We start from the raw sequence: 26,621 nt of genomic DNA on the forward strand, positions 1-26,621 counted from the left end.
AAGTCAGGACCAGCGGCGGAAGATCAGCGACGTATTGACGCCGCCAAAGGCAAAGTTGTTGTTCATCACGTAGTCGTGATGCATCTCGCGGAATTCACCTTGCAGGTAATCCAGCTCGCCGCATTGCGGGTCGACTGAGTCCAGGTTGAAGGTGTGCACGTACAGGTCGCGGTTCATCATCTCGATGCTGAACCACGACTCCAGCGCCCCGCATGCTCCAAGGGTGTGGCCGAGGAAACTTTTCTGCGAACTGATGGGCATGCGGCTGCCGAACAGGCTGCTGGTGGCCAGGGTTTCGGCGATGTCGCCCTGGTCGGTGGCGGTGCCATGACCATTGACGTAGCCGATGGCGTCCGGTGTCAGTCCGGCATCTTCCAGGGCCAGTTCCATGGCGCGGCGCATGGTCTTCTGTTCCGGGCGGGTGGTGTGCTGGCCGTCGGCGTTGCTGCCAAAACCGACGATCTCGGCGTGGATATGGGCTCCGCGCGCCAACGCATGCTCCAGTTCTTCCAGCACCAGCATGCCGCCGCCTTCGCCGATCACCAGGCCATCACGGCCGCTGTCATAGGGGCGCGGGCTGGTCTGCGGCGCATCGTTTTTCAGGCTGGTGGCGTAGAGCGCGTCGAACACCATGGCTTCGGTGGGGCACAGTTCCTCGGCGCCGCCGGCGAGCATCAACGGCAGGCGCCCGAACTTGATTGCCTCATAGGCATAACCGATGCCCTGGCTGCCGCTGGTACAGGCGCTGGAAGTGGGGATCAGACGCCCGGTCAGGCCAAAGAAGATGCTGATATTCGCCGCCGTGGTGTGGGGCATCATGCGCACGTAGGAGTTGGCGTTGAGCCCATCGGCCACCGAGTTCAGCAGCATGTTGCCGAAGGCCTTGATCTCATCGGTGCTGCCGGTGGACGAGCCACAGGCCACGCCCATGCGCCCGTCCTTGATCGATTCGTCACCGAGCAAGCCGGCATCCCGCAACGCCTGCTCCGCCGCCCACACCGCCAGGCGCGACACGCGGCCCATGCTGCGCAGTTGCTTGCGCGTCCAGTGCGCGGGCACGACGAAATCGTCGATCGGCCCGGCCAGGCGCGTGTTCAGCTCGGTGAAGCGGTCCCACTCGTCCATGCGGCGGATACCGCTGCGGTTGGCGCGAAAGTTGGCCGAGATGGTCGCCCAATCGCTGCCCAGGGAGGTCATACCGGCCATGCCGGTGACGACGACGCGCTTCATCAGCACAAGCCTCCATTCACGGCCAGGACCTGGCGCGTGATGTAGCCCGCCTCGGCCGACATCAGGAAATTCACCGCGCCAGCGACTTCTTCCGGAGTGCCCATGCGTTGTGCCGGAATCATTTTCATCAATTCTTCCACCGGTACGTTTTCATCCAGCATCGCGGTGTCGATCAAGCCCGGTGCCACGCAGTTGACGGTGATTTTGCGCTTGCCCAGCTCAATGGCCAGGGCCTTGGCGGCACCGATCAGGCCCGCTTTGGACGCACTGTAATTGACCTGGCCGCGATTGCCGATCAGGCCCGATACCGAGGTAATGCACACGATCCGCCCGGCCGCGCGCCGACGAATCATCGGCATCATCACCGGGTGCAGCACGTTGTAGAAACCGTCCAGGTTGGTGCGCATCACCACGTCCCAATCGTCTTCCGACAGGGCCGGGAACGCGCCGTCACGGGTCAGGCCGGCGTTGAGCACCACGCCGTAATAGGCGCCGTGTTGCTCGACGTCAGCCTCCAGGATTGCCTTGCAGGCCGCACGATCCGCCACATCGAATTGCAGCACCCGCGCCTTGCGGCCCAACGCTTGCACCTCGACCTGCACCGCGTCGGCTTCAGCCCGGCCGCTGCGGCAATGCAGCACGAGGTCATGCCCGGCCTGGGCCAGGCGCAGGGCAATGGCGCGGCCGATGCCACGGCTGGAGCCGGTGACCAGTACGGATTCAGTCATGGCGTTTCGTCCTTCGATTCATCTAAATAATTGGCCGCCTGGGGCGGACGAAATACGTTCAAGCGCGCGCTGGCCTGGATGCCGCTGCCGCTGAGATGGCATTCGAACACACCCATGCCGTTGTCGTCTTCCAGCGAACGTAAACCGTGGATGGTCAACTCGGCACCTTCCGGGAAGTACGCCACGTTACATTCGAACTTGCGTGTGCCGAGCAGGAAGCCCAGTTCCACCGCTTCTCCCTTCTGACGCGCGTGGCAGCCGGCGTAGGCGGCGACGCTTTGTGCCATCAGCTCGATACCGACCCAGGCCGGCAGGCTGCCGTCGGCGCGATTGAACAGGCCGCCAGGCTTGACAGTGGCGCGGGTGTGAATCTGCTCCTCATCGAACGACAGAACCTGGTCGATCAGGATCATGTCCCCCGCGTGGGGCAGCAGTTCGGCGAGTGGCCAATCGATCATGGGGCCTCTCCGATAATCAGGCTGACGTTATTGCCGCCGAAGGCAAACGAGTTGCTCATCAGGCAGGGTTTTTCCAGGGTGTCGCCCAGGCGCGCCCAGTGCAAGGCGGGCAGCGCAGGGTCGGGCTGGCCGTCCCACACATGGGGCGGCAGCCGGCCATGAGTCAGGCTCAGCCAGCAGAATGCGGCTTCCAGCGCGCCAGCGGCGCCCAGGGTGTGGCCGCTCATGGGTTTGGTCGACGAGCAGGCCACACCCTGGGGAAACAGGCTGGCCACGGCCAGGCTTTCCATGGCGTCGTTGTGTTGGGTGGCGGTGCCGTGCAGGTTCAGGTAACCGATTTGCCCAGGTTCCCGTTTCGCGCTGGCCAGGGCCTTGCGCATCGCCTGCAGCGCGCCTTTGCCGCTGGGCTCGGGCGCGGAAATATGGTGCGCATCGCAGCTGGCGCCGCTGCCCAGCAAGGTGATCGGCGCGGGTGCTCTGCTCATCACGAACAACACGGCCGCTTCGCCGATATTGATGCCGTTGCGGTTCGCCGAAAACGGGTTGCAGCGCTCATTCGACACCGCTTCCAGTGCGCTGAAGCCGTTGAGGGTCAGCTTGCACAGGCTGTCCACGCCACCGCAGATCACCGCATCGCACACGCCCAGGTCGAGCAGGCGTTGGGCGCTCATCAGCGCGCGGGCGCTGGACGTACAGGCGGTGGAGATCACATAGGCCGGGCCGCTCAGTTGCAGCCAGTCGGCGAGGAAATTCGCCGGAGCGCTGAGTTCCTGTTGCTGGTAGTCGTAGTTGCTGGGGAAGTGCTTGTCGCGCAGGTACTCGGCAATGCCGCGGCTGGCTTCGTCGATGCCCGATGTGCTGGTGCCCAGCACAACGCCGACCCGCGAGGCGCCGTGAGTGTGGATCGCCTGTCGAATCTCGCCTTCGATCTGCAACGCCGCTTCCAGCAACAACTGGTTATTGCGGCTGCTTTGCTGGCCGAGTTGCACCGGGATGGTTGCCAGCTCGCCGTGCACACCGGCCACCGGCAACACGCGGTCCGGCACCCAGCCACTTTCGGCACGCATGCCTGAACAATCCCCGGCAAACAGGCGCCGGCTGACTTCCGCCTGGCCCCGGCCAAGGGCGCAGATCACGCCGAGGGCATTGAGGTAGGCGGTCATCGGGCGGCACCCAGCGGCGTAATACGGTAGCTCAGGGGCTGGCCGGCCATGTTTACGCTGAAGACTTCCGAGGATTGATAGACGATTTGCCAATGCCCCGGCAGCGTGCGCGTAAGGTCCATCGCCTGGGCGCTGGGATAGAACGCACGCAAGTCGTCTGCCGAAGTCAGGGCAAACAGCAGCGCGGCAAACAGCTCGCGTGCCTGGGGGTTGGGGGGCAGCAGGCCGTCGGCTTGCCACTGGCTATCGATCAGCTTTTGCCGGGCCTGGGGGATGCCCAGCGGGTCCATCATCGACCAGCGGATCGCGCCGCCTTCACGCTGGATCACCAGCAGCCAGTCCTGGTGCTGGCCGTCCGCCAGGCGCTGCACATGCAGCTGTATCGGCAACGCCAGGGGCGGGTTTTTTTCCGGCAGCGGCGGCTGGCTGGCGCAGGCACTCAGCAGCAACAGGCAACCGATCAACAGGCGGCGCATCACGGTGCGGCACTCGCCAGGGGTTTGCGCGCCACGCAGTTGACCAGGGTTTCTTCGCGCTGCCCCACTGGCGGCGGATTGCGCAGGCCCCAGCGCTCGAGCAGGCCGAAATCGGTCGCGCGGCTCCACCACAGATACGGGTACGAGACGTTCTGCGGACCGAATTCAAAGCCCTGCTCGCCGAGCATCTGCAGATACGCTTCGGCGCTTTTCTGCACCTGCATGGGGTGGCGGAACAGCCAGCGGATCACCCACGTGTCGATATAGGCTTCGGTGGACTCGGCAAACAGCAGGTAACCGCCCGGCTTGAGCACCCGGTAAAACGCTTGCAGCGCGCGCTGCTGTTCCACTAGATGATGGAAGGTCTGGTGGCAGAACAGGATGTCGACACTGGCATCCGGCACATCGAGGGTGGCGCAGTCGCTGCCGATCAATTCGACGGCGAGGTGCTGGCGCTCGGCTTCCTGACGGCTCAGTTCCAGGCTGTGCGGGTCGGCATCCACGCCGATCAGGCGTGAAGGGGCGAACACCTGCTGCAACAGCTTGAAGGATTTGCCCTGGCCGCAACCCGCGTCCAGCAGGACCGGCGCCACCGGCAGCGGCTCGCTGAACAGGCTGCGCAGGTCGTTGATCGCCACGCGCAGTACGTGATGCTGCCAGGTGTGACTGCGCAGGAACCAGAAGCCGAACCGGGTTTCTTCGACGTAGTTTTTACTCAGGTATTGAGACGTCATACCGGGTCACTCGCGCAAATTTCCGACAGCATTCGCAGCCGCCGCTTGGGCTCGCTGACAAATGGGTTGCGTTCATCCCAGGCGTAGCCGGCAAGGATCGAGCTGATCATGGTCTTGATCTCGGGCGAGCCACCGATATGGAAAATCACATCCTGGAAGGTGCCCGCATACCAGCCTTCGACGTAGCAGCGGAAGGTGTCGACACCGCGCTTCAATGGCTCGGCAAATTCGCTCTGCCAGTCCACGGTCTCGCCTTTGAGCTGACGGTCCAGCAGGCCGGCGGCCATGCTCGCCGAGCGCATGGCGATGGTCACGCCGGAGGAGAACACCGGGTCGAGAAACTCGGCTGCGTTGCCCAGCAGCGCGAAGCCAGGCCCATGCAGGGTTTTGACGTTGGCCGAGTAGCCGCCGATGGTGCGCGCCGGGGTGTCCCACACCGCGTTTTGCAGTACGCCGGACAGGCTCGGGGTTTCGTCGATAAAGCCGCGCAGGCAGGCATCGAGGTCGGCATCGCGGCCCTCGAAACAGGTCTTGGCCGCGACCACGCCCACCGAGCACCGGCCGTCGCTGAAGGGGATGGTCCAGAACCAGATGTCGCGTTGGGTCGGGTGGGTGGTCACGAGGATTTTGGTGCGGTCGAAGCCTGGGTGTTCGATGCGGTCCTCGACGTGGGTGAATACCGCCTGGCGCACCGGGAAATTCGACGGTGCTTCCAGGTCCAGCAGGCGTGGCAGCACGCGACCGTAGCCACTGGCGTCGAGCACGAACTTGGCCTTGACGTGGTATTCGCTGCCGTTCTCGCGGCGCACATGCAGGTAGCGGCAGGCGCCGGAGAAGTCCACGCCGACGATGGTTTCGCCGTAGCGAATGTCTACGCCCTGCAGCGCCGCCTGGTCGGCCAGCACCTTGTCGAATTCGCCGCGCTGCACCTGGAAGGTGGTCGGCTTGCCGTTGCTGAAGGTATCGCTGAAATCAAAGGCGCTGTAGCGCTCGCCCCAGGCGAACGCGGCACCGGTCTTCACCTGGAAACCTGCTGCCTGCACAGCATCGAGCATGCCGGCCTCTTCGATAAAATCGATGCAGTGGGACAGCAGGCTTTCGCCGATCGAGAAGCGCGGGAAGTGCTGGCGCTCAATGATCAATACATCATGCCCTTTGCGCTTTAGCAGCGCGGCGGCGATGGCGCCGGACGGGCCGGCACCGATCACCACCACTTGGCGACGTTCCATTTCAACGATGGGCACGAGGGCTCCTTGCCAGATTGGCGATAATCATATTCATAAGGCGTGTGTCCGGTGGCCGGCCCAGGGCGCCAGCATAAAGCTGAATGCCAGGCCCAGGCTGACCGATAAGCCGAAATTACTCACCGCCGGCGTACTGGACACTGCCAGCAGGCCGAACGACAACCAGGTAGTCAGGGCGGCCAGCAGTGTGCCTAAAAGGCTCACGGCAGGGCCGCCGATCTGTTCGCGCATCAAAATCGCATAGTCGACGCTGATCGCCGTGACCAGCAGCAGGCCGAACAGGCTGAACAGTGTCAGCGGCTGGCCGAGCCAACCCAGGCTGGCCAGGCTGCACAGCGCGGCCAGCAGCGGCAGAGCGACGATGCGCAAGGCACCGCCAAAGCCGAACGGCAGGATCAGCAACAGCACGATCAGCACGCACGACATCAATTTCAGTTCAGCGGCGCTGACCTGCGTGGCCGCGAACACGCGGTTCAAGTCACCGAGGCGGTCGACCAACTGTACGCCGGGCAAATCCACTGCCTGCACCCGCAGCAGCGCCGGGTTGTTCAGGCCTTGCAGGCTGACCATGGCGGCCACGCCGCCGTCCACCGGGCCGAGCCACAGCGTACGCCAAGGCTCGGCCAAGGGCCCCATCAGCGCGGCGTCGATGTCTTCGGTGGGCAGTGCCTGCAACTGCGCGACTTCCGCTTGCAGGGCGCTGACGGGCACGCCGAGGTCCAGCAGTGGCTGCCAATGTGGCGCCAGGTTGTTCAGCGCATCCCGCAATTGTTGCTGCTCGGCAGGCAGGTTGACCAACTGGTTGAGCGCCAGGTAACCCTGGAGTTTGTCCATGTTCACCAACTGGTCCAGGCGCTGGCTCAACGCGCCCTGGCGCATGAGCAACTGCTGCTGGTTCTCGGCGCGCACCAGAAAGAACTGGCTGGTGGGCTGGAAGCCGGTAATGCGCGCCACGGCCTGGGCCTCTTGCAGCAACTGCGGCGGCGCGCCGATCCATTGGCGAATATCGTTTTTGCTATTGAGCTGCCACAGGCCACCGGCACAAAACAGCAGCACCCACACCAGCAGCACCGAACCGGGGACGCGCTTGAGCAAGGCGCCGCGCACTCGCCACAGCCATTCGGCGAGGCGCAGCGGCCATTGCGCCGGGCGCAGTTCAACGCCCTTGAGTAGCGCCGGCAACAGGCACACGGCGGACAGGTAGGCACCCACCAGGCCGGCGGCGGAGAACACCGCGATCTGGGTCAGCGCCGGGAACGGCGTCCAGGCCAGCGCCAGGTAACCGATGCAACTGGTTGCCAGGCTCAGACTCAGCCCCGGCAGGGTCAGGCGCAACGCCGGCCAGCTGCGCCAGGGTTGCAGGCTCCAGCTCTTCGACAGGTAGTGCAGCGGGTAATCCACCGCCACCCCGATCAGGCTGGAGCCCAGCACCAGGGTCATCACATGCATGTGGCCAAACAACGCCACGCAGGCCACCGCACCAAACAGCATGCCCACCAGCACCGGCACGAAGGCCAGCAACACCCGCCAGCGGCGGAATACCAGCAACAGCAATAACAAAATACCCACGGTCGCGCCGCCGCCAACCCAGGTGATTTCCCGGGTGGCCTGCTGCTGGCCGTTGGCGGCATACAGCAAGCCGCTGGCGGCGAGCAATTGCGCGCCTTGCTGGCCGGCCTGCTCGCGGCTGGCCTGGAGCAAGTCCGCCACTTGCAACGGCAGTTTCATGTCGAAGGCATTGCCGGTGGTGCGCGCGCGCAGCAGTACCCAGCTTTTGCCGTCGGCATCGGCGATCAATGCGCCGCTGCCGATATCCAATTGCACCGCGCCGCGTTGCGGCTGGCTGTTCTGGATACGCCCGGTCAGGCCCAGCCAGTCATCCTGGCTCGGCACCAGGCTGAAGCCGGTGAACGGGTCGAACAGCGACTGCACCCGCTGCTGGATAAAAGCGTCGGGGTGTTCGATCAGTTGTTCGCGGTCCTTGGCCGAAAGCATTGCCAGGCGGCCGCGCAGCAACTGTTCGCGCAACGCCGGCAGGTCGGCCTGCAGGTTCCACTGCACCTTTTCGAACAGCCCGCTGGCCTGCCAGCGCTCGCCCAACTGCTGCGCCACGGCCACCGCCTGCTGGCGGTCGGCATGCCCCACCAGCACCAGCAGCTCGCGGTTCAGCGGTTCCTGCATGCGCTGTTCGGCTTGCTGCTCCAAGGCATCCGGGGTGCTGCCCGGCACCAGTTCCATCAGGTTGGCCGACAGCGGCGCGCCATGGCGCCACTGCCAGCCGGCCAGGGCCAGCACGGCCACCAGCAGCGTCAGGAACAGGCGCGGTAACAGACGCTCACTGGGCAAAGTCGTGTTGCTCCGCGTCGCTGAGCGGTTGGCTGGCCGTGCTGTCCTGCATGCGCAGCACGGTGCTGTCGCCCTGGGTTTCCAGCAGTTCGATGGTGTGCACCAGCGCGCCACCGTCGATATTGATCTGGGTGAACACCTGCTTGAGCAGCATCGAACGCGGGATCAGCGTGAGCTTCCACTGCGTGGCTTCGCCCTGCAGCTGCAGTTCGAAGTCGCGCTGCAAGCCGCTGCTATCGCCTTGGAGCACGGCGAGGAACAAACGATTCTGCTCAGCGCCGGCGCTCTTGTTCGGCAGGGTTTGCCAGCCAGTGGCATCACGCCGCGCAATGCCCTGGGGGCTGATGCGGTAGTCCTGTTGCAACGGGCTTTTGAGCAGCCATAGCAGGCCGTGGTCTTTGGCCAGGACGAAAGTGCCCTTGCTGACCAGCGGTTGCGGCAGGGCGCGCAGGTGTTTCTCCTGGGTGAAGCTGCCGTGAATGACCGTTGGCTTTGCCAGTTGATCGCTAAGTTGTTGCAGGTCGAAGGCGTGTGCCGCCCCCGAAAAACCAAACAATACAAACACTGTAGGAGCGAGCTTGCTCGCGAAAAACCCGAGAGCGCCGCGGGGTATCAGGAAACCCGCGTTATCGTTGACGATCTTCGCGAGCAAGCTCGCTCCTACAGAGAACAGGGTCAGCATTTCAGGGCCCTTTCGACGGCGTCGGTGAATATTTTGAGCGAGGCCAATTGCATCTTGACCAGCGGTTGCGGCAGGGCGCGCAGGTGTTTTTCCTGGGTGAAGCTGCCGTGGATCACGCTGGGTTTGGCCAACTGGTCGCTGAGTTGTTGCAAATCGAACCCATGGGCCGCCGCCGCAAAACCAAACAACGCGAACACGGTAGGAGCGAGCTTGCTCGCGAAAAACCTGAGGCCGCCACGGGGTGTCAGGTGACCAGCGTTATCGTTGACGATCTTCGCGAGCAAGCTCGCTCCTACAGGGGATTTCATTTCAAGGCCCTTTCGACGGCGTCGGTGAATATTTTGGGCGAGGCCAATTGCATCTCGCGACTGGCGATTTCCACCGCTACCTGCACAGTGCTGGCGCGGGTCAGGCGTTCGCCGCTGGCGAGGTCGGTGATCAGGTAATTGACCTTCAAGCGGTTCTCCCATTCCACCAGGCTGGCGCGCACGTTGAGCGTCTGGCCAAAGGTGGCGCCGCGCACATAGCGCAGCTGCATGTCGATCACCGGCCAGGCATAGCCCGATTCCAGCATCGCCGTGTAGTTGTGGCCGATCTTGTCCAGCAGAGCGCAGCGCGCTACTTCCAGGTACTTCACGTAGTGCCCGTGCCATACGACGTTCATGGTGTCGACGTCAAAAAACGGCACAAGGATTTCGGTGTCGCTGTGCAATACGCCAGGGCTACGCATGCAGCCTCCAGTGTTGCTCGGCGATGCGTTGCAGGCACAGGCGCAGTTCGCCTTCCAGGGCGCGGTCTTCGATGACGGGCGGGAAGTCCGCTGCCAGTGCTTCGTGCATCGCTGCCAGTGCGGGCGGTAACGGGCGTGCATCCTCGGCCTGGGCGCGCAACCACACACCCTGGTTGGCGGCGAGCAAGGTGGCGGCGGCGACCTGCTCGGTCAGTTCCAGCACGCGGATCGCATCGCGGGCGGCGATGGTGCCCATGCTCACCTTGTCCTGGTTATGGCACTCGGTGGAGCGCGAGAACACGCTGGCCGGCATGGTGTTTTTAAGTGCTTCGGCGGTCCAGGCGCTGGTGCCGATCTGCACGGCCTTGAAGCCGTGGTTGAGCATTGCGCGGTCGGCCGGGGCGCCCGACAGGTTGCTCGGCAGGCCGTGGTTGTAGCGCACGTCCACCAGCAGCGCGAGTTGACGATCAAGCAGGTCGGCGACGTTGGCCACCAGGGTCTTGAGGCTGTCCATGGCAAAGGCGATATGCCCGCCGTAGAAGTGCCCACCGTGCAACACGCGTTCTTCTTCGGCGTCGATGATCGGGTTGTCGTTGGCGCTGTTCAGTTCGATCTCGATAAACGAGCGCAGCCAGTTCAGGCTGTCGGCCAGCACGCCGAGCACATGGGGAGCGCAGCGCAGCGAGTAGCGGTCCTGCAAGCGGTGCAACGGCGCGGTGGGCGCATCGATCGCCAGGTCCTTGCGCAGCCAGGCGGCCACTTGCATCTGCCCCGGGTGCGGCTTGGCGGCGAACAGGCGTTCGTCGAAGTGTTCCGGGTTGCCTTGCAGCGCCACCACGTTCAGCGCCGTGATGCGCGTGGCCAGTTGCAGCAGGTAATCGGCGCGGGCGAAAGCCAGGCAGGCGAGGCCGGTCATCACCGCGGTGCCGTTCATCAGCGCCAGGGCTTCCTTGGGGCGCAGCACCAGCGGTTCCCAGCCCAGTTCGCGGTGCACATCGGCGGCCTGGCGGCGTTCGCCGCGGAACATCACCTCGCGCTCGCCGGACAGGGTCGCCGCCACGTAGGACAGCGGCGTCAGATCACCGCTGGCGCCCACCGAGCCCTCTTCCGGGATCAGCGGCAGCACGTCGTGTTCCAGAAACGCGTGCAGACGCTCCAGCAGTTCCACGCGCACCCCGGACACGCCGTGGCACAGCGACTGCAAACGCGCCGCCAGCACCGCGCGGGTGGCCTGGGCGTCGAGCAACTTGCCCAGGCCGCACCCGTGGAAGGTGTACAGGTGACGGGGCAGGGCTTCGACGTGCTGCAACGGCACCGCCACTACGCACGAGTCGCCGTAGCCGGTGGTCACGCCGTAGATCACGCCTTCCTTGTCCAGCAGCGAGTCGAGGAACTGCGCGCCCTTGGCGATGCGCTGGCGATAGGCGGCATCGTCCTGCAATTGCGTAGGCGCCTGACGGTTGGCCAGGGCCAGCACGTCTTCGATGCGCAAGGGGCGTTCGCCAAAGGTTACCGGCTCAAGATGCGTCGTCATCGGTCTTCCAGAAAGGGTAAAAGTTGAACCACTGTTGGGGCGCCTCCAGGCAGAACTGGCCCAGGCGTGCAGCGTAGCGCGCGGTCCATTGGGCGATGACCTGCTCGCGGGTGCTGCGTTTCCATTCGATCGATGCGGCGAACGGCTCGATAGTCAGGCGATAGCGGCCCTGGTGCTTGAGGCACATCAGCAGGTTGACCGGGCATTTGAGCAAACCGGCCAGCAGCCACGGGCCCTGGGGAAATGCGGCGTCATGACCGAGGAAGTCCACGCGTACCGTGCGCCCGCCGTGCAGCGGCACGCGGTCACCGGCAATCGCCAGCCACTCGCCATCGTCCAGACGCTGGCTGAGCAGCAGCATGGTGGCCGGGTCCAGCTCGCTGACCTGGATCAGGCGCAAATGGGTCGCGCCGGCTTCGCCCAGCAGACGGTTGAAACGTTCGGCGTGCTTGGTGTGTACCAGCACGTTCATGGTGACCTTTTCACCGATCTCGGCGAGCGCGCGGCACACTTCAAGGTTGCCCAGGTGCGCGCCCACCAGCATCTGCCCACGCTCGCCGTGCAGTTGCCCGCGTAGTTTTGCCGGGTCGTCGATCTCGATCTGTTCCAGGCGCAACTTGCCGTTCCACACGTCGAGCTTGTCGAGCAGCGCGTCGGCGAAGGCCATGAACTGAGCGAAGACCTTGCGGTGGGTAGGGCGCAGTTCATCGCGCCCGCTCCAGTCGGCCAGGCGCTGCTGGTAGTGCCAGGCGCTCTGGCGCGCGGTGCGACCGAACAGGAAGAAGTACAACACGATGCCGTACAGCACCGGGCTCAGCAGGCGACGGCCAAGGACCTTGGCGGCGATGGCGGTGAGTTTCATCAGCCAATAGCTGCCGCGCTCCTCGCGGTCAGCCCAGTGTTTGCTGCTGTCGCTCATGCCTGCCACCGGCGCCACAGGATCATCGGCGCACGTACCAACATGCCGAAGAACAAGCGGGTGTGCATGGCACTGATGCGCACGTTGTCGCGGAACAGGCGGAAGTGCGACAAACCATCGGCGGGGTAATGCACCTGGGTCGGCAGCCAGCGCATCGGCTGGTTACGCCAGGCCAGGCGCACGAGGATGTCCGAGTCGAAATCCATGTGCGTGCCGATATAGGCCGAGTCCATCAGCGCCAGCACGGGTGCCAGCGGGTACACGCGAAAGCCGCACATCGAGTCGCGGATCTGCAGTGACAGGGTGTTGATCCACACCCACACATGGGTCAGGTAGCGGGCGTACAGGCGGCCTTTGGGCACGCTTTCGTCGTATTCGGGGTAACCGCAGATGATTGCGTCGGGGTGCCTGCGCGAGGTGTCGATAAAGGTCTCGACTTCGCGCAGATCGTGCTGGCCGTCGGCATCCACTTGCAGCGCATGGCTGAAGCCCAGGCGCGCTGCCTCGCGGAAGCCTGCCATCACTGCGCCGCCCTTGCCCTGGTTGCGGGGCAGGGTCAGCAGGGTGACGTGATCCAGGGTCGCCAATTGCGCCAGCACTGCCGCGCAGGCCGGGCTGCTGCCGTCATCGACCAGCAGGCACGGCAGGCCGCTGTGCAACAGGCTGTTGACCACGGCCGGCACGGCGGCTTCGTGGTTGTAGACCGGGATCAGGGCGCAGGGGTTATGCATGATGGACCCCACCGGTTGGTGAATAACCTGTGGCGAGCGGGCTTGCCCCGCGTTGGGTCGCGCAGCGGCCCCAGTAAGGTAACCGAGGTGTGTCAGCCGGAACTCTGGCGCAGGTTTTAGGGCCGCTTCGCAGCCCAACGCGGGGCAAGCCCGCTCGCCACAGGAGGTTATGCATGGGCGGTTTCCAGTTGGATCCGGCCACTGGAACAGGCGGCGACGCCGTTGCGGTAGGCGAAATACAGCTTGCTGCGCTCGCGGTCGAAGCGCAGGTGCAGTTCGATGCGGTCGCCAGGACGCACCAGTTGCTGGAACTTGAGCACTTCCATGCCGGCAAAGGTCGCGGGCAAGTCGAGCAGTTGCTGGCCGAGGTTGAACGCCCACTCCACCTGGACCACGCCGGGCAGCACCGGGGTGGCCGGGAAGTGCCCGCTGAAATAGGCCAGGTCCGGCGGCACGCTCAACTGCACGGTCCATTCGCCATTGGCTTCGACCTGTTCCAACACTTCCGGTGCTTTTGGCCGAGGCGCCAGCAGCAACGCGGCCACGTCGGCCTGGGGCAGTTTGCCCTGGGCATTCAGCGGCAGTTGGCGCAGCAAACGCCAGCGCCTCGGCAGCGCCAGGGCTTCGCAATGCTGGCTCAGGTGTTGGCGCAGGGTCTGGGTGAGGCTGCGCCGGCCCTGGTTGCGCAGGGCATGCAGGCCGTCGGCGCTGAGCACCACGAGGGCGCCCAGGGACGCACGGTTTTCCTGTACCACGCCCAGGCGTGTTTCGGCGACCCACGGGTGGGTCATCAGCGCGTGTTCGAGCATGGGCAGGGAGATGCGTTTCTCTTCCAGTTTGACGATGCGGTCCAGGCGGCCGAGCAGTTCGAAGCGGCCGTCGGCATGGATACGCACGGCGTCGGCGGTGTGTTCGACATGCCCGGCGGGCAGGTAGGGCGAGGCGATGCGCAGGGCGCCGTCGGCATCCTGGCTCAGTTGCACATCGGTAAACGGCTGCCAGGGTTGCGCGCCCTGACGCCAGGCGATGCCGCCGGTTTCCGAGCTGCCAAGGATTTCCGTCGGCCATTGTTGCAGGCGGTCGTACAGGCTGGAGGCGGCTTCGATGGGCAGCGCACCACCGGAGGAAAACACCCGTGACACCTGGCTCAGCGCGGGCCAGTCGAGGTTGTCGCCCATGCGCTTGAGCAGCGCCGGGCTTGCCACCCAGGCGAACTGCGTGTGCTCGCGGCTGGCGCGTTGCATGTCTTCGGGGAAGGCCAGTTGGCGGCGCACAAAGGTGCGACCGGCGTACAACGGCCAGAGCACGCGAAACAGCAGGCCATAGATATGTTGAGTGGCGACGCTGCCGATGATGCACGCACCCTTGAGGTCTGCGCCCCAGAGCGTTTCCAGGGCCTCGACCTCGTTGGCCAGTTGGCGCAGGGTTTTGTCGATGCGCTTGGGCTCGCCACTGGAGCCGGAGGTGCACAGGCTCAGTTGGCAGGTGTCCAGGTCGAGCGCGGCGGGCTCCAGTGGGGCTTGATACAGTGCGTCCAGGTCCGCAGTCTCGGTCAGCCAGGCGTCGACGGCATCCGCCCAGCGATGGCGGGTCTGAGGTTGCAGGTCGGCGGGCAGCAGCACGCTGACCCCGGCGCGCCAGGCACCCAGCAGGGCAATCGCCAGGCTGCCGGCATCTCCCAGGTGCACGGCCAGGCGCCGAATGCCGCGCGCTTGCAGGCCGGCCGCCAGGCTGAGAGCGGACTCCCACAGCTGGGCGTGATTCATCGCAGGTTCGGTGGTGACCCCACGCTGTTGCAGCGGCTCAAGCAGCAAGTGCTCAAGTTTCAACCCATTCATACGCGGCCTCGAACCCTTTGTCGTACCAGCCATTCCACGGCAAACAACAGCCCCATCAGCCCGTAGGCGATCAGCCCGTTGTACAACGTCCACCAGCTCAGCGGCGCCCATAGGGTGAGGGCGGCGGCGAGCAGGCCATTACACAGAAAAAAAACACTCCACACCACGGTAACCTGGCGCGTATACACAATCGCGTGGGGTGGCAACTGCGGGTCGGTCATGCGGGCCAGGCGCTCGACCACTGGCGGGCCGTATTTAAGGCTCAGGCCGAACAGCGTCAACATGAACGCACTGACCAGGCTCGGGTACCAGCGCAGTAATTGCGGGTTGTCGAACCAAGCCAGAGCCAGGCAGAACACCATCACCGCCACGGCCATCCAGCGGCTGCCTGGGCGCCGTTCGCCGGTGAGCGCGCGCAACAGCCACAGGCCGCCAAGCAGCAGGCCGAATTGCCACGGCGCAAAGTGCTCGGTGCCGTAATACACCGCAAAGGGGTACAGCAGCCCCGCCAACAACAGGCCAAGGCCGATCAGGCGGCTCATGCGGCAGGCGCGACCAGACGGTATACCGCCTCAACCACGTCGTTCACGGTGCGTACCGCCTTGAATTCTTCGGCGGCGATCTTCTTGCCGGTCTGGCGCTTGATATGGTCGATCAGGTCCACGGCATCGATGCTGTCGATTTCCAGGTCCTGGTAGAGGTTGGCCTCAAGGGTGACGCGTTCAGGTTCCAGTTCAAACAGTTCCACCAAGGCATCGCGCAGGGTGTTGAAAATATCGTCACGAGTTTGCATGGTCCGGTCTCAAGCTGCCTGTCTGGCCGTGATGAACGCCGCAAGGCTGGCCACGTTGGTGAAGTGATTGCGGGTGTCCTTGGCGTCGGCATCGATCTTGATGCCGTAGTTTTTCTGGATCGCCAGGCCCAATTCCAGGGCATCTACCGAATCCAGGCCGAGGCCCTCGCCAAACAGGGGTTGATCGCTACCGATATCGTCGGCGCTGATATCTTCCAGGCCCAGGGCCTCGATGATCAGCGTTTTTATGTCGTGCTCAAGGCTATGTTGGTCGCTCATCTTCGGCGAGCTCCTTAATAAAATAGTGGTGCAGGTAATCGTTGAGCTTACGCGAGGCCTGGGGCGCGGGCCCCAATGTTGCGAACGCCTGTGGTTCTATATCGGCACCCACCCGCAAACTGAAGTGCACGCGGCATTTGGGGATGCGATACCAGGGTTCGGCCTTCGTCAGGGTGGTGGGGCTGACCTTGATCACCACGGGGGTGATGATTGTCGCACCGCGCAGCGCAATAGCGGCGCCCCCGCGATGAAAGGCAGGCGCCGCGCCGGGTGTGGTGCGGGTGCCTTCGGGAAAGATGATCAGGGTCTGACCGGTTTTCAGGGCGTCGGCGGCGGCATCGAGCATCTCGGCGCTGCCGTCATTGCTGATGTAGCTGGCGTCGCGCACCGGCCCACGGGTAAAGGGGTTTTGCCACAGGCTCTGCTTGACCACGCAGTTGGCCTGGCGCACCAGGCCGATCAAGAACACCACATCGATCAGCGATGGGTGATTGGCGATGATCATCTGGCCGGGGCGGCCGAGTTTCTCGGCGCCTTCGACGCTATAGGTCAGCACGCCGGCGCGCTGCATCAGGCGAATGAAGAACCAGAACAACCAACTGATCGTGTGGCGGGCACGCTGGCGGTGCTTGGCCGCGTCCCCCGGCAGGCAACTGAGCAGGGGAAATACCAGCAAACGCAGGCACAGCCCACCGAAGCCGAACAGCACGAAGCTGGCGGCGGTCGCGAACAGGCGCCAGTAATAGGCGTCCCGTGGCTTGTCGGTCAGGGCTTGCGTTGCCAATTCCATACTCGGTTCTTCCAGGCATGTTGGCAGGCGTCCTGTTGGGTGAGCAGGGCGCGCAGCAGGTTCAGGGCGTGAGGCCACTGGGCTTGAGTGGGTTGGACAGTGCCGCTGGAAAGTTCCAGCTGCCACTCGTCGCCTGGGGTCAGCAACAGGCCGAGGGCGTAGGGGAAGGGCACATCAACGATCCAGTGGGTGTAGGCCTCGGGCGGCAGCTCTTCGGTGATGATCAGCAACACGGCCGGTGCGCCTTCGTTGAGCAGCGCGGCGGCTTCGAGCATGCCGTGCTCCAGGCCGTCGCCGGCAGCGGCGAGGGCGGTCATCTCGCTGGTTTCATCGCGCAGGATCGACCATAGGCCAATCACCGCGTTATGCACCGACAGGCTGAACTGGGTCGGCGACAGCGGCTGGTCATTCGCCAGGTCGCTGAGAATGTCGAGCGTGCGCGGGGTTTCGCCGTGCCGGGAAACAAACACCAGCGGCAGGTCTGGCAGGCCCTCGGCCAGTGGCCAGCCCACGCTGAAGGCCATGCGTGCCAGGCGGCTCAGGCGGCGGCGCTGCATGGCCGGCAGAAATGACACGTCGGGCGAGGCTGCGCTGGCGGGCAGCAACACTGGGGCCCGACACCAGGCGTGCCAGTCGTCCGCACTCTCCAGGCCAGGGGCCCAGGCGCGCCATTGGGCGATGTTGAAGTTGATCACTGAGAAGTTATCCCGCCCCTGCGGGCTTCCATGTGCGGCGTTTGGCCCCGAATACCGGGACAGGGAGCAATCGCCGAATGGCGCGCATTATCCCGGTGCCGTGGGGTTCTAGCAAACTTTGGTAAAGAAATGTGCAAGGCAGATGACCAGCGCGCGCGGGAAAGATTTGCGGATTGTCCTTTACCCAGAGGCGGGTTGGATTGTCGGACCGTTCCTATTCACTTGTACTCGATGCATCTTCAATGTGGCAGGCATCGATGAACGAGGTAGCTAACAGACACTTTTGCCCTCTACACTCGGACATTCATTGAAACGCGGAGGTTTTTCCATGCGGCGCGTGGTGTTCAATCAGAAAGGCGGCGTGGGCAAGTCCAGCATCGCCTGCAACCTGGCGGCGGTCAGCGCCAGCGAAGGCTATCGAACCCTGTTGGTGGACCTCGATGCACAAGCTAATTCAACCCAGTACCTTACCGGGCTGACCGGCGACGATATTCCCATGGGGATCGCGGATTTTTTCAAGCAAACCCTCTCTTCCGGGCCGTTTTCGAAGAAGAACAAGGTCGATATCTACGAAACGCCCTTCGATAACCTGCACGTGATCACTGCGACGGCAGAGTTGGCGGATTTGCAGCCCAAGCTCGAGGCCAAGCACAAGATCAACAAGCTGCGAAAGCTGCTGGATGAACTGAGCGAAGATTACGACCGGATTTACCTGGATACGCCACCGGCCTTGAATTTTTATGCCGTTTCAGCGCTGATCGCCGCTGATCGAGTGTTGATCCCCTTCGATTGTGACAGCTTCTCGCGTCAGGCCCTGTACGGCCTGCTGGCGGAAATCGAGGAATTGAAGGAAGACCACAACGAAGGCCTCGAAGTGGAAGGCATCGTGGTCAACCAGTTCCAGGCCCGGGCGAGCCTGCCGCAGCAGATGCTCGATGAGTTGATTGCCGAAGGCTTGCCGGTGTTGCCGGTGTACCTGGCCAGCTCCGTGCGCATGCGTGAGTCGCACCAGGAGAACAAGCCGCTGATCCACCTGGACCCACGGCATAAGCTGACGTTGCAGTTTGTGGAACTGCATAACTTGCTGGAAAACGGCTGACCTCAAAGGCAGCATAAATCCCCATGTGGGAGCGGGCTTGCTCGCGAATGCGGTGTCTCAGTGCCAAAGGTGCTGGCTGACAGATCGCATTCGCGAGCAAGCCCGCTCCCACACTTTGGATTGCGTTCCGGCAGATGGATTTGTCCCACAGAGGCTGTAGGAAGGGTCTGGCAATAGGTGCTGTACCTTGTCTCGATGCCTACAGCTAGGCCAGAATCCGCCGGCTTGTGCGTCTGGATGGGCGTCTCTAAGGTTCTCGGGCCGCTGAATTCTCAGTGGTCGGGTTTAGTAGCCTGAAGAGCATGTAAAGGGCACAAGCCCCGTCGAGCAAGTTTTATCTTTGTTTGATGGTGGCTGTGCGTAGGGCACCTTCGTGTGCGCCGGCTTTGCATCGCACCCGGTCTACTAACCTGCGTACAGCTGCCACCCCTCGTTTAGTAGCGTTGTGAGGGCGGCCTTATCCCGAGCGATGATCATGACAACCAGTAATCTTTACAGCATTACCCCCAACCTCCCCGGCGAACACCGTGACGTGGCCCTGGCCATCCACCAATTGAGTGAGCTGGGCGTCATGCTGGTCGGCCAGATGATGGACCGCGAAGCGCCGCTCGCCTGAACTTGAAATGCGGCCAATGTAGGAGCTGGCTTGCCTGCGATAGCATCACCTCGGTGCGCCTGCCAAACCGAGGCGTCTGCATCGCAGGCAAGCCAGCTCCTACATTGACCGCGTTTACACCCCTTGGCTGCGCAACCAGCTCATCAGTTGTGGCAACGGGAATGCCCCGCTCTGGCGCGCTATTTCGCGGCCATTCTTGAACAGGATCAAACTGGGGATCGAGCGAATCCCCAGTTGCGCCGATAACTGTTGGTTGGCCTCACTGTCCAGCTTGGCCAGCCGGCACTTGCCCGCCAGCTGCCCGGCGGCTTGTTCAAACACCGGCGCAAACGACTTGCACGGCCCACACCAGTCGGCCCATACATCCACCAGCAACGGCAGGTCGCCCTTGATCTGGCTGGTGTAGTCGCCTTGTTTCAGTTCGAACGGCGTGTTCAGCAACACGGGCTGCTTGCAGCGCCCGCACTTTGGCGCGTCACCCAGGCGTTCGCCGGGAATGCGGTTGAGGCCGTTGCAATGAGGGCAGGGGATGACGAGAGGTTCGGACATGGTGGGCTCCGTGGATGTGGCCAATGCTCCCTATCTGGAGTCAGGTATCAGCTTTATCAAGCTCGGGGGCGACGAGGCCCATCCGTTGATGGGCGTGGTCGATATCATCGGTGACTGGGTTAAGGCCGACGACTTGGAGCATTGGCCCGTGCCTGAGGTGCGCGGTGTCGACGTACTGCGATCAATGATGCTGGAGCATGGCGTATCACGACGAACAACTGATCTCCAAATGCTTGCCCCAATCCGGCGGCCGTTGCGCGTATTGCTCCATCCCCGCTTGTTCCTCAAACGGCTTGGAAAGCACCGCATGCAACTGCCGTACTTCGCTGTAGTCTCCAGCCTCGGCGGCGGTGATGGCGTTCTGCGCCAGGTAGTTACGCAGGATGTACAGCGGGTTCACCGCATGCATCCGCTCTCGGCGCTGCTCCTCGCTGTATTCCCCGTCCCGCTGAACGCGAGCGGTGTATAGCTCGGCCCAGGCATCGAACCCGGCCCAATCGACAAAATCATCGCGCAATCGCGTTACGGCCAACGCCGCCGGCTCATCCCCCAAACGGCGGAAGAACAGGGTGTAATCCACGCCGCTGTTCTGCATCAGCTTGAGCAAGCGCTCCACCAGCTTCTGGTCATCGTCTTCGGCGGTGGTGAGCCCCAGCCGTCGACGCATCAAATCCAGGTAATGCGCCTGGTACAGCGGCAGGTACAGGCCAAGCGCTTCCTTCAACGCGTCGACGCTGATGGACGGCGTGAGCGCCTGGGCCAACGCGCTGAGGTTCCATTGCCCGATCGGCACCTGATTGCTGAAGGAATAACGCCCTTCATGATCCGAATGGTTGCAGATGAAGTGCGCGTCAAAGTCGTCGAGAAACGCAAACGGCCCGAAGTCGAAGGTAATGCCGAGGATCGACATGTTGTCGGTGTTCATCACCCCATGGCAGAAGCCATAGGCCTGCCATTTGGCGATCATCTCGGCGTTGCGCTCGACGATTTCACGGAACATCGCCAAATACGGTTCGGGTTGTTCGCGGCACTCGGGGTAATGCAGGTTCAGTACATGTTCGGCCAGTTGCGCCTGCTGCTCGGGCTTTTTGGTGTAGTAGAAGTATTCGAAGTGCCCGAAGCGGATATGGCTGCGGGCCAGGCGCAGTACCATCGCGCCGCGCTCCTGTTTCTCACGCCAGACCGGGGTGCTGGAGCCGATGACGCACAAGGCCCGGCTGCTGGGAATGCCCAGCGCGTGCAGCGCTTCGGAGGCGAGGAATTCACGAATCGACGAGCGCAGCACCGCGCGGCCATCGCCCATGCGCGAGTATGGCGTCATCCCGGCGCCCTTGAGGTGCAGGTCCCAATGTTCACCGGCCTGGTTATACACCTCGCCCAGCAACAACCCTCGGCCATCGCCCAGCTGTGGCGTGTAGCCGCCGAACTGATGCCCGGAATAGACCATCGCCCGGGGTTCTGCCTCGGCCCACAGCGTGTGGCCGCCGAACAGCTCGGCGAATACCGGCGTTGCGGCTACCGCCGGGTCGAGGTCGAGCAGGGCCATGGCGGCATCACTCGCCACGACAAGGCGCGGCTCATCGAGGGGGTCGGGCAGGACGTGAGTTGAGAACGCGTCGCCAAGGCGTGCGAAGCGGTTGTCGAAGGTCAGTTCGTCGAGGGCTTTCACCGGCCATCTCCAGCAGAATGTCCGAGCATTCTGCTGGGGATAGGCGCTTTAGTCGAGTTTGCTGGGCGGTGGCTCCGGCGCATCCTCGACTTTTCCGGCCGGCGGCTCGGGTGCGTCCTGCTCTGCGGGCGTGGCGATGGTCTTGCGATCGTCTTCCACCGGTACCAGCTTGTACTCCTGGCCATGGAGGTTTTTCAGGTACACCTCCATCTGTCGGAACGAGATGTTGATGTGCTGTTTCTTGAACTCACGATTGATGTAGCGGTTGACCTCATCCAGCACCGGGTTGCGGTCACCAAGGTCGCGCACGTGCATGCGCAGTTCGTGGTCGAGCGTACTTTCGCCGAAGTTGAGGAAGTACACGTGCGGTTCCGGTTCCTTCAGTACCCGTGGGTTTTCCCTGGCGGCCTTGAGCAGCAATTCCTTCACCAGGTCCAGGTCGGAGCCATAGTCCACACCGAGTTTCAGGGTGACGCGGGTGATGGTGTCGGTCAGCGACCAGTTGATCAGTTGCCCGGTAATAAACGTCTTGTTGGGGACGATGATGTCCTTGCGGTCGAAGTCGGTGATGGTGGTGGCGCGGATGCGGATCTTGCTCACCGTGCCCGACAGGTTGCCGATGGTGATCGTGTCGCCGATACGCACCGGGCGTTCGAACAGGATCATGATGCCGGAGATGAAGTTGGCGAAGATCTCCTGCATACCGAAGCCCAGGCCCACCGACAGCGCGGCCACCAGCCATTGCAACTTGTCCCAGCTCACGCCGAGGGTCGACAGGGTAGACACGAAGCCCACGCCGGCGATCACATAGGACAGCAACGTGGTGGTGGCGTAGGCGCTGCCCTGGGCCAGGTCGAGCTTGGACAGCACCAGCACTTCCAGCAGACCGGGCAGGTTGCGCGCCAGGGCGAAGGTGATGCCGATGATGATCAATGCGCCGAGCAAGTCGCCGATGCTGATGGGCACCATGCTGATATTCGCACCGGTACCGCTGGTGTATTCGTACAGCGTGACGTTGTCCAGGTAGGAGAACACCGAGATCAGGTCCGACCACACCCAGTACAGCGCGGCGATAAAGCCGCCGAGCAGGGCCAGGCGAATCAGGCGCATCGACTGTTCGTTGACCTGTTCGATGTCCAGGGTCGGCTCTTCGATCACCGCCTCGCCATCTCCGGCTTCCTTGGCGGCCTGGCGTTTGGCCAGGGCGCGGGAATAGGCCAGCCGCCGTGCGGCAACGCCGAGGCCGCGTACGAAGGTCGCCTCGATCACCAGCCAGAACATCAGCAGGTACAGGGTGTTGATCAACCGGTCACTGAGTTTCAGCGCGGTGTAGTAGTAGCCAAAGCACACCGCGATGAACAGTGCGATGGGCAGCGCGGTAAACAACAGGCCCATGGCTTTGCGAAACAGCGAGGCTTTTTCGTGGGTGGGGCTGTTGAGCAGCAGGCGCCCAAGCAGCCAGGCCATCAGCGCGTAGCAGGTCAGCACCACGCCAATGCCCAGCACATCGTCGGCCAGGGCCGCCGGTTGATGTTCGGCGATGGCCACCACGGCCACCAGCGCGAGCACGACCAGCCCGAGTTTGCGTACCCAGCCTTGCAGGAATTCGACCTGGGGTTTTTCCCAGCGGAAGTGCAATTCAGCCACGCCGCCCGGTGCCAGGATGCGATAGGCGGTATAGAACACCATCCACGCCTGGGCGATTTGCAGCAACGCCGCGCCCAAGTTGGCGTTTTGCCCACGGGCGTCGATTTGCAGCGCGTAGCCGCACAGCGCCAGGCCCAGGGCCACCGGCATCGCCAGCAGGATATTGATCAGGATCGCTTGGGGCGTGTGCCATTGGCTGTCGCGCTTGAAGTGGCCGATGTCCAGGTGGACTTTTTTCAGGCGTGCGTACAGGGCGTTGCGCCGCCACAGCAGTGCGCCGATCAACAGCAGCAGCGGCAGGAACAGCAGCGGGCGCTGGGTCAGGCCGTCATACAGTTCGCTGACGCTGGAGGCCCAGGGCAGGGTGGTGACTTGCTTGCTCAGGTGCTCCGGTACGGTTTCCAGCCATTCGGTGTCCAGCGGTTTGTTGCTGGGGATCCAGAACATCTGCTCATCCAGCGTGGCGCGCAGGGTGGTGGCGGTGCTGAGCAGTTGTTTCTGATTCAGTTGCAGGGTGATGGATTCGTTGAGCAGCGCGCTCAGCTCACGGCTCAGGCGCTCCAGCAGGTCGCTGCGGGTGACCGCCAGTTCCAGCAGGGTGCGGCGCAGTTGCGGGGTGACGTCGTCTGGCGGCTGGTTGGCCAGCAGGTTGTCCACATAAGCGCTGGGAGAATTGATCAGCTCGCGCTGCTGGTTGACCTCGAACTGGTACAGGCGAATGTTGGCGATGTCGTCCGCCAGGTCGCGGTCCACGGTGAGGCGTGGCAGGGCCTGTTTTTGCTTATACAGGATCTTGGAAAGCAGCAGGCTACCCTTGAGCACGTTGATCTGCTCGTCCAGGGCCGAGTCGCTCTGGGTCACGGTGTCCAGTTGCTGCTTGGTCTGCAGGTTCTTCTGGGTCAGGTCGTTGAGGCGGTCGGTACTTTTGAGCAGGTAGTCGGAGAGCTTCAGGTTCTCTGCGCTCTCCGTGGCCAGAATGCTGCTGCCGCCGGCCTTTTGCGCTTCGATGGACTGCTGGGTGACGGTTTGCTGGGACTGGGCCAGGCGTTTCTGATTGATCAGGGTTTGCAGGTCCTGGATTTCTTGTTCCAGGCGCGCGGTTTTTTCCTGGATCAGGTCGTGCTGGCTGTTGCCCAGGTCTTGCAGTTGGCTGTTGCCGGCCAGTTCCTGGCGGCGCAGTGGGATCAAGGCGTTCAGGGCCGCCAGTTCGGCGTTCAGCTGGTTGCGCTGGTCGCCGCTGAGGGTTTTGCCATTGTCCTTGCCGGCCTTGAGGGTCGAGTTGATCTGCAGGATGCGCGCCTGGCTGTTGCTGATTTCGGTCTGGGCGCGCTCGGGGCGGGTCTGGGCGGCGATGGTCAGGCTATTGGCATCGGCCAGTTCCTTTTGCAGGTCGCCTTGCTGGGTGGTGCGCTGTACCAGCAGTTGCTCAAGCTGCGGCACCGGCAGGGTGGCGTAGCGTTGGGCCACCGGGATGATTTTGGTGGCCTTGAGCCGGGTGAGCTCGCGCTGGTTTTCGCTGGTCTGGCGCGGCGCGTCTTCCAGCTGACGCTTGAGGTCGGCCAGGCGCTGCTCGTAATCCTGCTTGTTGCCCAGGTAGGTCAGGGTCTGTTGCAGGATGGATTGCAGCGCCTTCATGTCGGCGTCGGGCAGCTTGCGGTCGGGCAGCTTGTCCAGGGTTTGCTGGATGGCGTCGGCGCTGGGCGGTTCGGCGGCGTTGACGCTGCCGACACAAAGGGTCAGGCCCAGCAGGGCAGTGGCGAGAAAAGTGCGCAGGGTTGGCATAGAGACCGGTCTTGCAAGGTGAAGAATCGGGAGCGTGCTATCGCTCCGCAGTTTAGAGGAAGAGTCCGGGGCCCGGGCGACTTCCTTCGGGGAATCTGACGCCGACTTTACCGATCTTGTTCCCCTCCATGACCGCGACGGTCCAGATGGTGTTGTTCCACTCCACCTGGTCACCCACCACCGGCGCACCGCCGACCTTCTGGGTGATGAAGCGGCTCAGCGGCATGTCCGGGTCGATCCCTTCGAGCTTGAGGCCATACAGCGCCGAAACCGCGCCCAGCTGGGCATCGCCTTCGAGAACAAAGTCGCCGAAGAAGCGCAGGTCGAGGCCGCGTTGCGGGGCTTGGCTGAACAGCTTGCCCAGGGTTGGCAAGTTATGTTCATGGCCGATCACGCAGAGCAGATCGCCGACTTCCAGCACGGTACTACCCGACGGATGGAGCAGTTGCTGGCCACGGAACAGGGCGGCGATGCGCGTGCCTTCGGGCATTTTCAGCTCGCGCAGGGCGGCGCCGATGCACCATTTTTCCGCGCCCAGGCGGTAGACGAACAGCTCCCACTCGCTGGTGACGTGCACTTCCAGAGCGGCGCGGGAGATCGGCGCGGGCTCCGGCGGAACGGTCACTTTCAGCAACTTGGCCACCCACGGCAGGCTTGTGCCCTGCACCAGCAGCGAGACCAGTACGATAAAGAACGCCAGGTTGAAGTACAGCTGCGCATGGGGCAGGCCCGCCATCAGCGGGAACACCGCCAGGATGATTGGTACCGCGCCACGCAGGCCGACCCAGGCGATAAAGGCTTTTTCGCGGCCATGGAACGCTTTGAACGGCAGCAAACCGACCATCACCGACAGCGGCCGCGCAAACAGGATCATCCACAGCGCCAGGCCGAGGGCCGGCAGGGCGATCGGCAGCAGATCATGAGGCGTGACCAGCAGGCCCAGCACCAGGAACATACCGATTTGCGCCAGCCAGGCCATGCCATCGAGCATATGCAAAATGCCATGACGGCTGCGCACCGGGCGGTTGCCGATCACCAGGCCACACAGGTACACGGCGAGGAAACCACTGCCGTGCAGGGCGTTGGTCAGGGCGAACACGAACAGGCCGCCGGCGATTACCAGGATCGGGTACAGGCCGTTGGCCAGGTTGATACGGTTGACCATCTGCAGCATCAACCAGCCGCCGCCCAGGCCGATCAGGCCGCCAATGCCGAATTCGCGCACCAGGTGAATCAACAGGTTCCAATGCAGGCCGGTCTGGCCGCTGGCGAGCATGTCGATCAGGGTGACGGTGAGGAACACCGCCATCGGGTCGTTGCTGCCGGACTCGATCTCAAGGCTGGCGCTGACGCGTTCGTTCAGGCCTTTGCCGCCCAGCAGCGAGAACACTGCCGCCGCGTCCGTGGAGCCGACGATGGCGCCGATCAACAAGCCTTGGATGATATTGAGGTCAAACAGCCAGGCCGCCGCCATGCCGGTGAGGCCGGTGGTAATCAACACCCCCACCGTGGCCAGCGACAAGGCCGGCCACAGCGCCACGCGGAAACTCGCCACCCGTGTGCGCAAGCCGCCGTCGAGCAGGATCACTGCAAGGGCGAGGTTGCCCACCAGGTAGGCGGTCGGGTAGTTATCAAAGATGATGCCGCCGCCATCGACGCCGGCGATCATGCCCACGGCCAGGATGATCACCAGGATCGGGATGCCCAGGCGTGACGAAAGAGAACTTACCAGAATGCTCGCACTCACCAGCAACGCGCCGATCAAGAACAGGCTGTTGATGGTCGTCGCATTCAAAGGCAGTACTCCATGAGCAAATAAGACAGGACGCAAACTGACCATGCAGTCTGCGTGCCAGCGATTCTAACCTGTTGAATTGCTGCGCTGTCAA

The 26,621-nt window shown here is 63.4% G+C and carries 25 protein-coding genes and 1 pseudogene; 2 read left to right on the forward strand and 24 right to left on the reverse strand.

Features of this window, described 5'->3' with window-relative positions:
• Positions 1–3 precede the first annotated feature (3 nt).
• From AB4O05_RS06980 to AB4O05_RS07075, 20 genes and pseudogenes are all read right to left on the reverse strand, one after another.
• Entirely contained in the window at positions 4–1,230 is a 1,227-nt protein-coding gene (locus tag AB4O05_RS06980; RefSeq protein ID WP_460132018.1) for a beta-ketoacyl-ACP synthase, read from the reverse strand.
• Complete coding sequence (fabG, locus tag AB4O05_RS06985; protein WP_460132017.1) at positions 1,230–1,958, reverse strand: 3-oxoacyl-ACP reductase FabG; 729 nt, start codon at positions 1,956–1,958, stop codon at positions 1,230–1,232. Before fabG ends, AB4O05_RS06980 begins: the two co-directional genes overlap by 1 nt.
• Entirely contained in the window at positions 1,955–2,416 is a 462-nt protein-coding gene (locus AB4O05_RS06990) for a hotdog family protein (protein ID WP_460132016.1), read from the reverse strand. The genes fabG and AB4O05_RS06990 overlap by 4 nt, the downstream gene beginning before the upstream one ends.
• Positions 2,413–3,579, reverse strand: a complete 1,167-nt coding sequence (locus AB4O05_RS06995) for a beta-ketoacyl-[acyl-carrier-protein] synthase family protein (protein WP_460132014.1) — start codon at positions 3,577–3,579, stop codon at positions 2,413–2,415. Before AB4O05_RS06995 ends, AB4O05_RS06990 begins: the two co-directional genes overlap by 4 nt.
• On the reverse strand, positions 3,576–4,058 hold the full coding sequence (locus AB4O05_RS07000; protein ID WP_460132012.1) for a hypothetical protein: 483 nt from the start codon (positions 4,056–4,058) through the stop codon (positions 3,576–3,578). The genes AB4O05_RS06995 and AB4O05_RS07000 overlap by 4 nt, the downstream gene beginning before the upstream one ends.
• The gene (locus AB4O05_RS07005) at positions 4,055–4,789 is read right to left on the reverse strand and encodes a class I SAM-dependent methyltransferase (RefSeq protein WP_460132010.1); all 735 of its coding nucleotides are present in this window, start codon (positions 4,787–4,789) and stop codon (positions 4,055–4,057) included. The genes AB4O05_RS07000 and AB4O05_RS07005 overlap by 4 nt, the downstream gene beginning before the upstream one ends.
• A complete protein-coding gene (locus tag AB4O05_RS07010) occupies positions 4,786–6,033 on the reverse strand; it encodes an NAD(P)/FAD-dependent oxidoreductase (protein ID WP_460132008.1) in 1,248 nt (415 codons plus the stop codon). Before AB4O05_RS07010 ends, AB4O05_RS07005 begins: the two co-directional genes overlap by 4 nt.
• A gap of 33 nt (positions 6,034–6,066) precedes the next feature.
• Positions 6,067–8,379, reverse strand: coding sequence for an MMPL family transporter (locus AB4O05_RS07015; protein ID WP_460164854.1), 2,313 nt, complete (start codon positions 8,377–8,379; stop codon positions 6,067–6,069).
• On the reverse strand, positions 8,369–9,061 hold the full coding sequence (locus AB4O05_RS07020; RefSeq protein ID WP_460132004.1) for an outer membrane lipoprotein carrier protein LolA: 693 nt from the start codon (positions 9,059–9,061) through the stop codon (positions 8,369–8,371). The genes AB4O05_RS07015 and AB4O05_RS07020 overlap by 11 nt, the downstream gene beginning before the upstream one ends.
• A 59-nt stretch (positions 9,062–9,120) precedes the next feature.
• Positions 9,121–9,369: pseudogene (locus tag AB4O05_RS07025) on the reverse strand (outer membrane lipoprotein carrier protein LolA); the annotation flags it as partial.
• Positions 9,366–9,791, reverse strand: coding sequence for an acyl-CoA thioesterase (locus AB4O05_RS07030; RefSeq protein ID WP_460132003.1), 426 nt, complete (start codon positions 9,789–9,791; stop codon positions 9,366–9,368). The pseudogene AB4O05_RS07025 and the gene AB4O05_RS07030, both read right to left, overlap by 4 nt.
• Positions 9,784–11,325 (reverse strand): HAL/PAL/TAL family ammonia-lyase, encoded by a 1,542-nt coding sequence (locus tag AB4O05_RS07035; RefSeq protein ID WP_460132002.1) that lies wholly within the window; start codon positions 11,323–11,325, stop codon positions 9,784–9,786. The genes AB4O05_RS07030 and AB4O05_RS07035 overlap by 8 nt, the downstream gene beginning before the upstream one ends.
• Positions 11,309–12,244, reverse strand: a complete 936-nt coding sequence (locus tag AB4O05_RS07040; RefSeq protein WP_460164855.1) for an LpxL/LpxP family acyltransferase — start codon at positions 12,242–12,244, stop codon at positions 11,309–11,311. The genes AB4O05_RS07035 and AB4O05_RS07040 overlap by 17 nt, the downstream gene beginning before the upstream one ends.
• The gene (locus AB4O05_RS07045) at positions 12,241–12,975 is read right to left on the reverse strand and encodes a glycosyltransferase family 2 protein (RefSeq protein WP_460132000.1); all 735 of its coding nucleotides are present in this window, start codon (positions 12,973–12,975) and stop codon (positions 12,241–12,243) included. The genes AB4O05_RS07040 and AB4O05_RS07045 overlap by 4 nt, the downstream gene beginning before the upstream one ends.
• A 167-nt stretch (positions 12,976–13,142) precedes the next feature.
• Positions 13,143–14,813, reverse strand: coding sequence for an ApeI family dehydratase (locus AB4O05_RS07050; RefSeq protein ID WP_460131999.1), 1,671 nt, complete (start codon positions 14,811–14,813; stop codon positions 13,143–13,145).
• Positions 14,810–15,355, reverse strand: a complete 546-nt coding sequence (locus AB4O05_RS07055) for a COG4648 family protein (RefSeq protein WP_460131997.1) — start codon at positions 15,353–15,355, stop codon at positions 14,810–14,812. Before AB4O05_RS07055 ends, AB4O05_RS07050 begins: the two co-directional genes overlap by 4 nt.
• Positions 15,352–15,606, reverse strand: coding sequence for an acyl carrier protein (locus AB4O05_RS07060; RefSeq protein ID WP_460131996.1), 255 nt, complete (start codon positions 15,604–15,606; stop codon positions 15,352–15,354). The genes AB4O05_RS07055 and AB4O05_RS07060 overlap by 4 nt, the downstream gene beginning before the upstream one ends.
• A gap of 9 nt (positions 15,607–15,615) precedes the next feature.
• Positions 15,616–15,885, reverse strand: coding sequence for a phosphopantetheine-binding protein (locus AB4O05_RS07065; protein ID WP_460131994.1), 270 nt, complete (start codon positions 15,883–15,885; stop codon positions 15,616–15,618).
• A complete protein-coding gene (locus tag AB4O05_RS07070) occupies positions 15,869–16,675 on the reverse strand; it encodes a lysophospholipid acyltransferase family protein (RefSeq protein ID WP_460131992.1) in 807 nt (268 codons plus the stop codon). Before AB4O05_RS07070 ends, AB4O05_RS07065 begins: the two co-directional genes overlap by 17 nt.
• Complete coding sequence (locus AB4O05_RS07075) at positions 16,651–17,370, reverse strand: beta-ketoacyl synthase chain length factor (protein WP_460131991.1); 720 nt, start codon at positions 17,368–17,370, stop codon at positions 16,651–16,653. The genes AB4O05_RS07070 and AB4O05_RS07075 overlap by 25 nt, the downstream gene beginning before the upstream one ends.
• Positions 17,371–17,698: 328 nt before the next feature.
• Here AB4O05_RS07075 and AB4O05_RS07080 point away from each other — a divergent pair, with 328 nt between their 5' ends.
• Both AB4O05_RS07080 and AB4O05_RS07085 read left to right on the forward strand, forming a co-directional pair.
• Positions 17,699–18,469, forward strand: a complete 771-nt coding sequence (locus AB4O05_RS07080) for a ParA family protein (protein WP_460131989.1) — start codon at positions 17,699–17,701, stop codon at positions 18,467–18,469.
• A 445-nt stretch (positions 18,470–18,914) separates the two neighbouring features.
• On the forward strand, positions 18,915–19,085 hold the full coding sequence (locus AB4O05_RS07085) for a DUF6124 family protein (protein ID WP_460131987.1): 171 nt from the start codon (positions 18,915–18,917) through the stop codon (positions 19,083–19,085).
• A 114-nt stretch (positions 19,086–19,199) separates the two neighbouring features.
• Here the strand turns inward: AB4O05_RS07085 and trxC are convergent, their stop codons facing one another.
• From trxC to AB4O05_RS07105, 4 genes are all read right to left on the reverse strand, one after another.
• Positions 19,200–19,634 (reverse strand): thioredoxin TrxC, encoded by a 435-nt coding sequence (trxC, locus tag AB4O05_RS07090; protein WP_460164856.1) that lies wholly within the window; start codon positions 19,632–19,634, stop codon positions 19,200–19,202.
• 205 nt (positions 19,635–19,839) lie between these two features.
• Positions 19,840–21,303 (reverse strand): protein adenylyltransferase SelO, encoded by a 1,464-nt coding sequence (selO, locus tag AB4O05_RS07095; RefSeq protein ID WP_460131986.1) that lies wholly within the window; start codon positions 21,301–21,303, stop codon positions 19,840–19,842.
• Positions 21,304–21,351: 48 nt separating this feature from the next.
• Positions 21,352–24,732, reverse strand: a complete 3,381-nt coding sequence (gene mscK / locus AB4O05_RS07100) for a mechanosensitive channel MscK (protein ID WP_460131985.1) — start codon at positions 24,730–24,732, stop codon at positions 21,352–21,354.
• A gap of 52 nt (positions 24,733–24,784) precedes the next feature.
• Positions 24,785–26,527, reverse strand: coding sequence for a potassium/proton antiporter (locus tag AB4O05_RS07105; RefSeq protein ID WP_460131984.1), 1,743 nt, complete (start codon positions 26,525–26,527; stop codon positions 24,785–24,787).
• Between the last annotated feature and the right edge of the window lie 94 nt (positions 26,528–26,621).

The sequence above is a fragment of the Pseudomonas sp. S1_G07 genome (genome assembly GCF_054668565.1).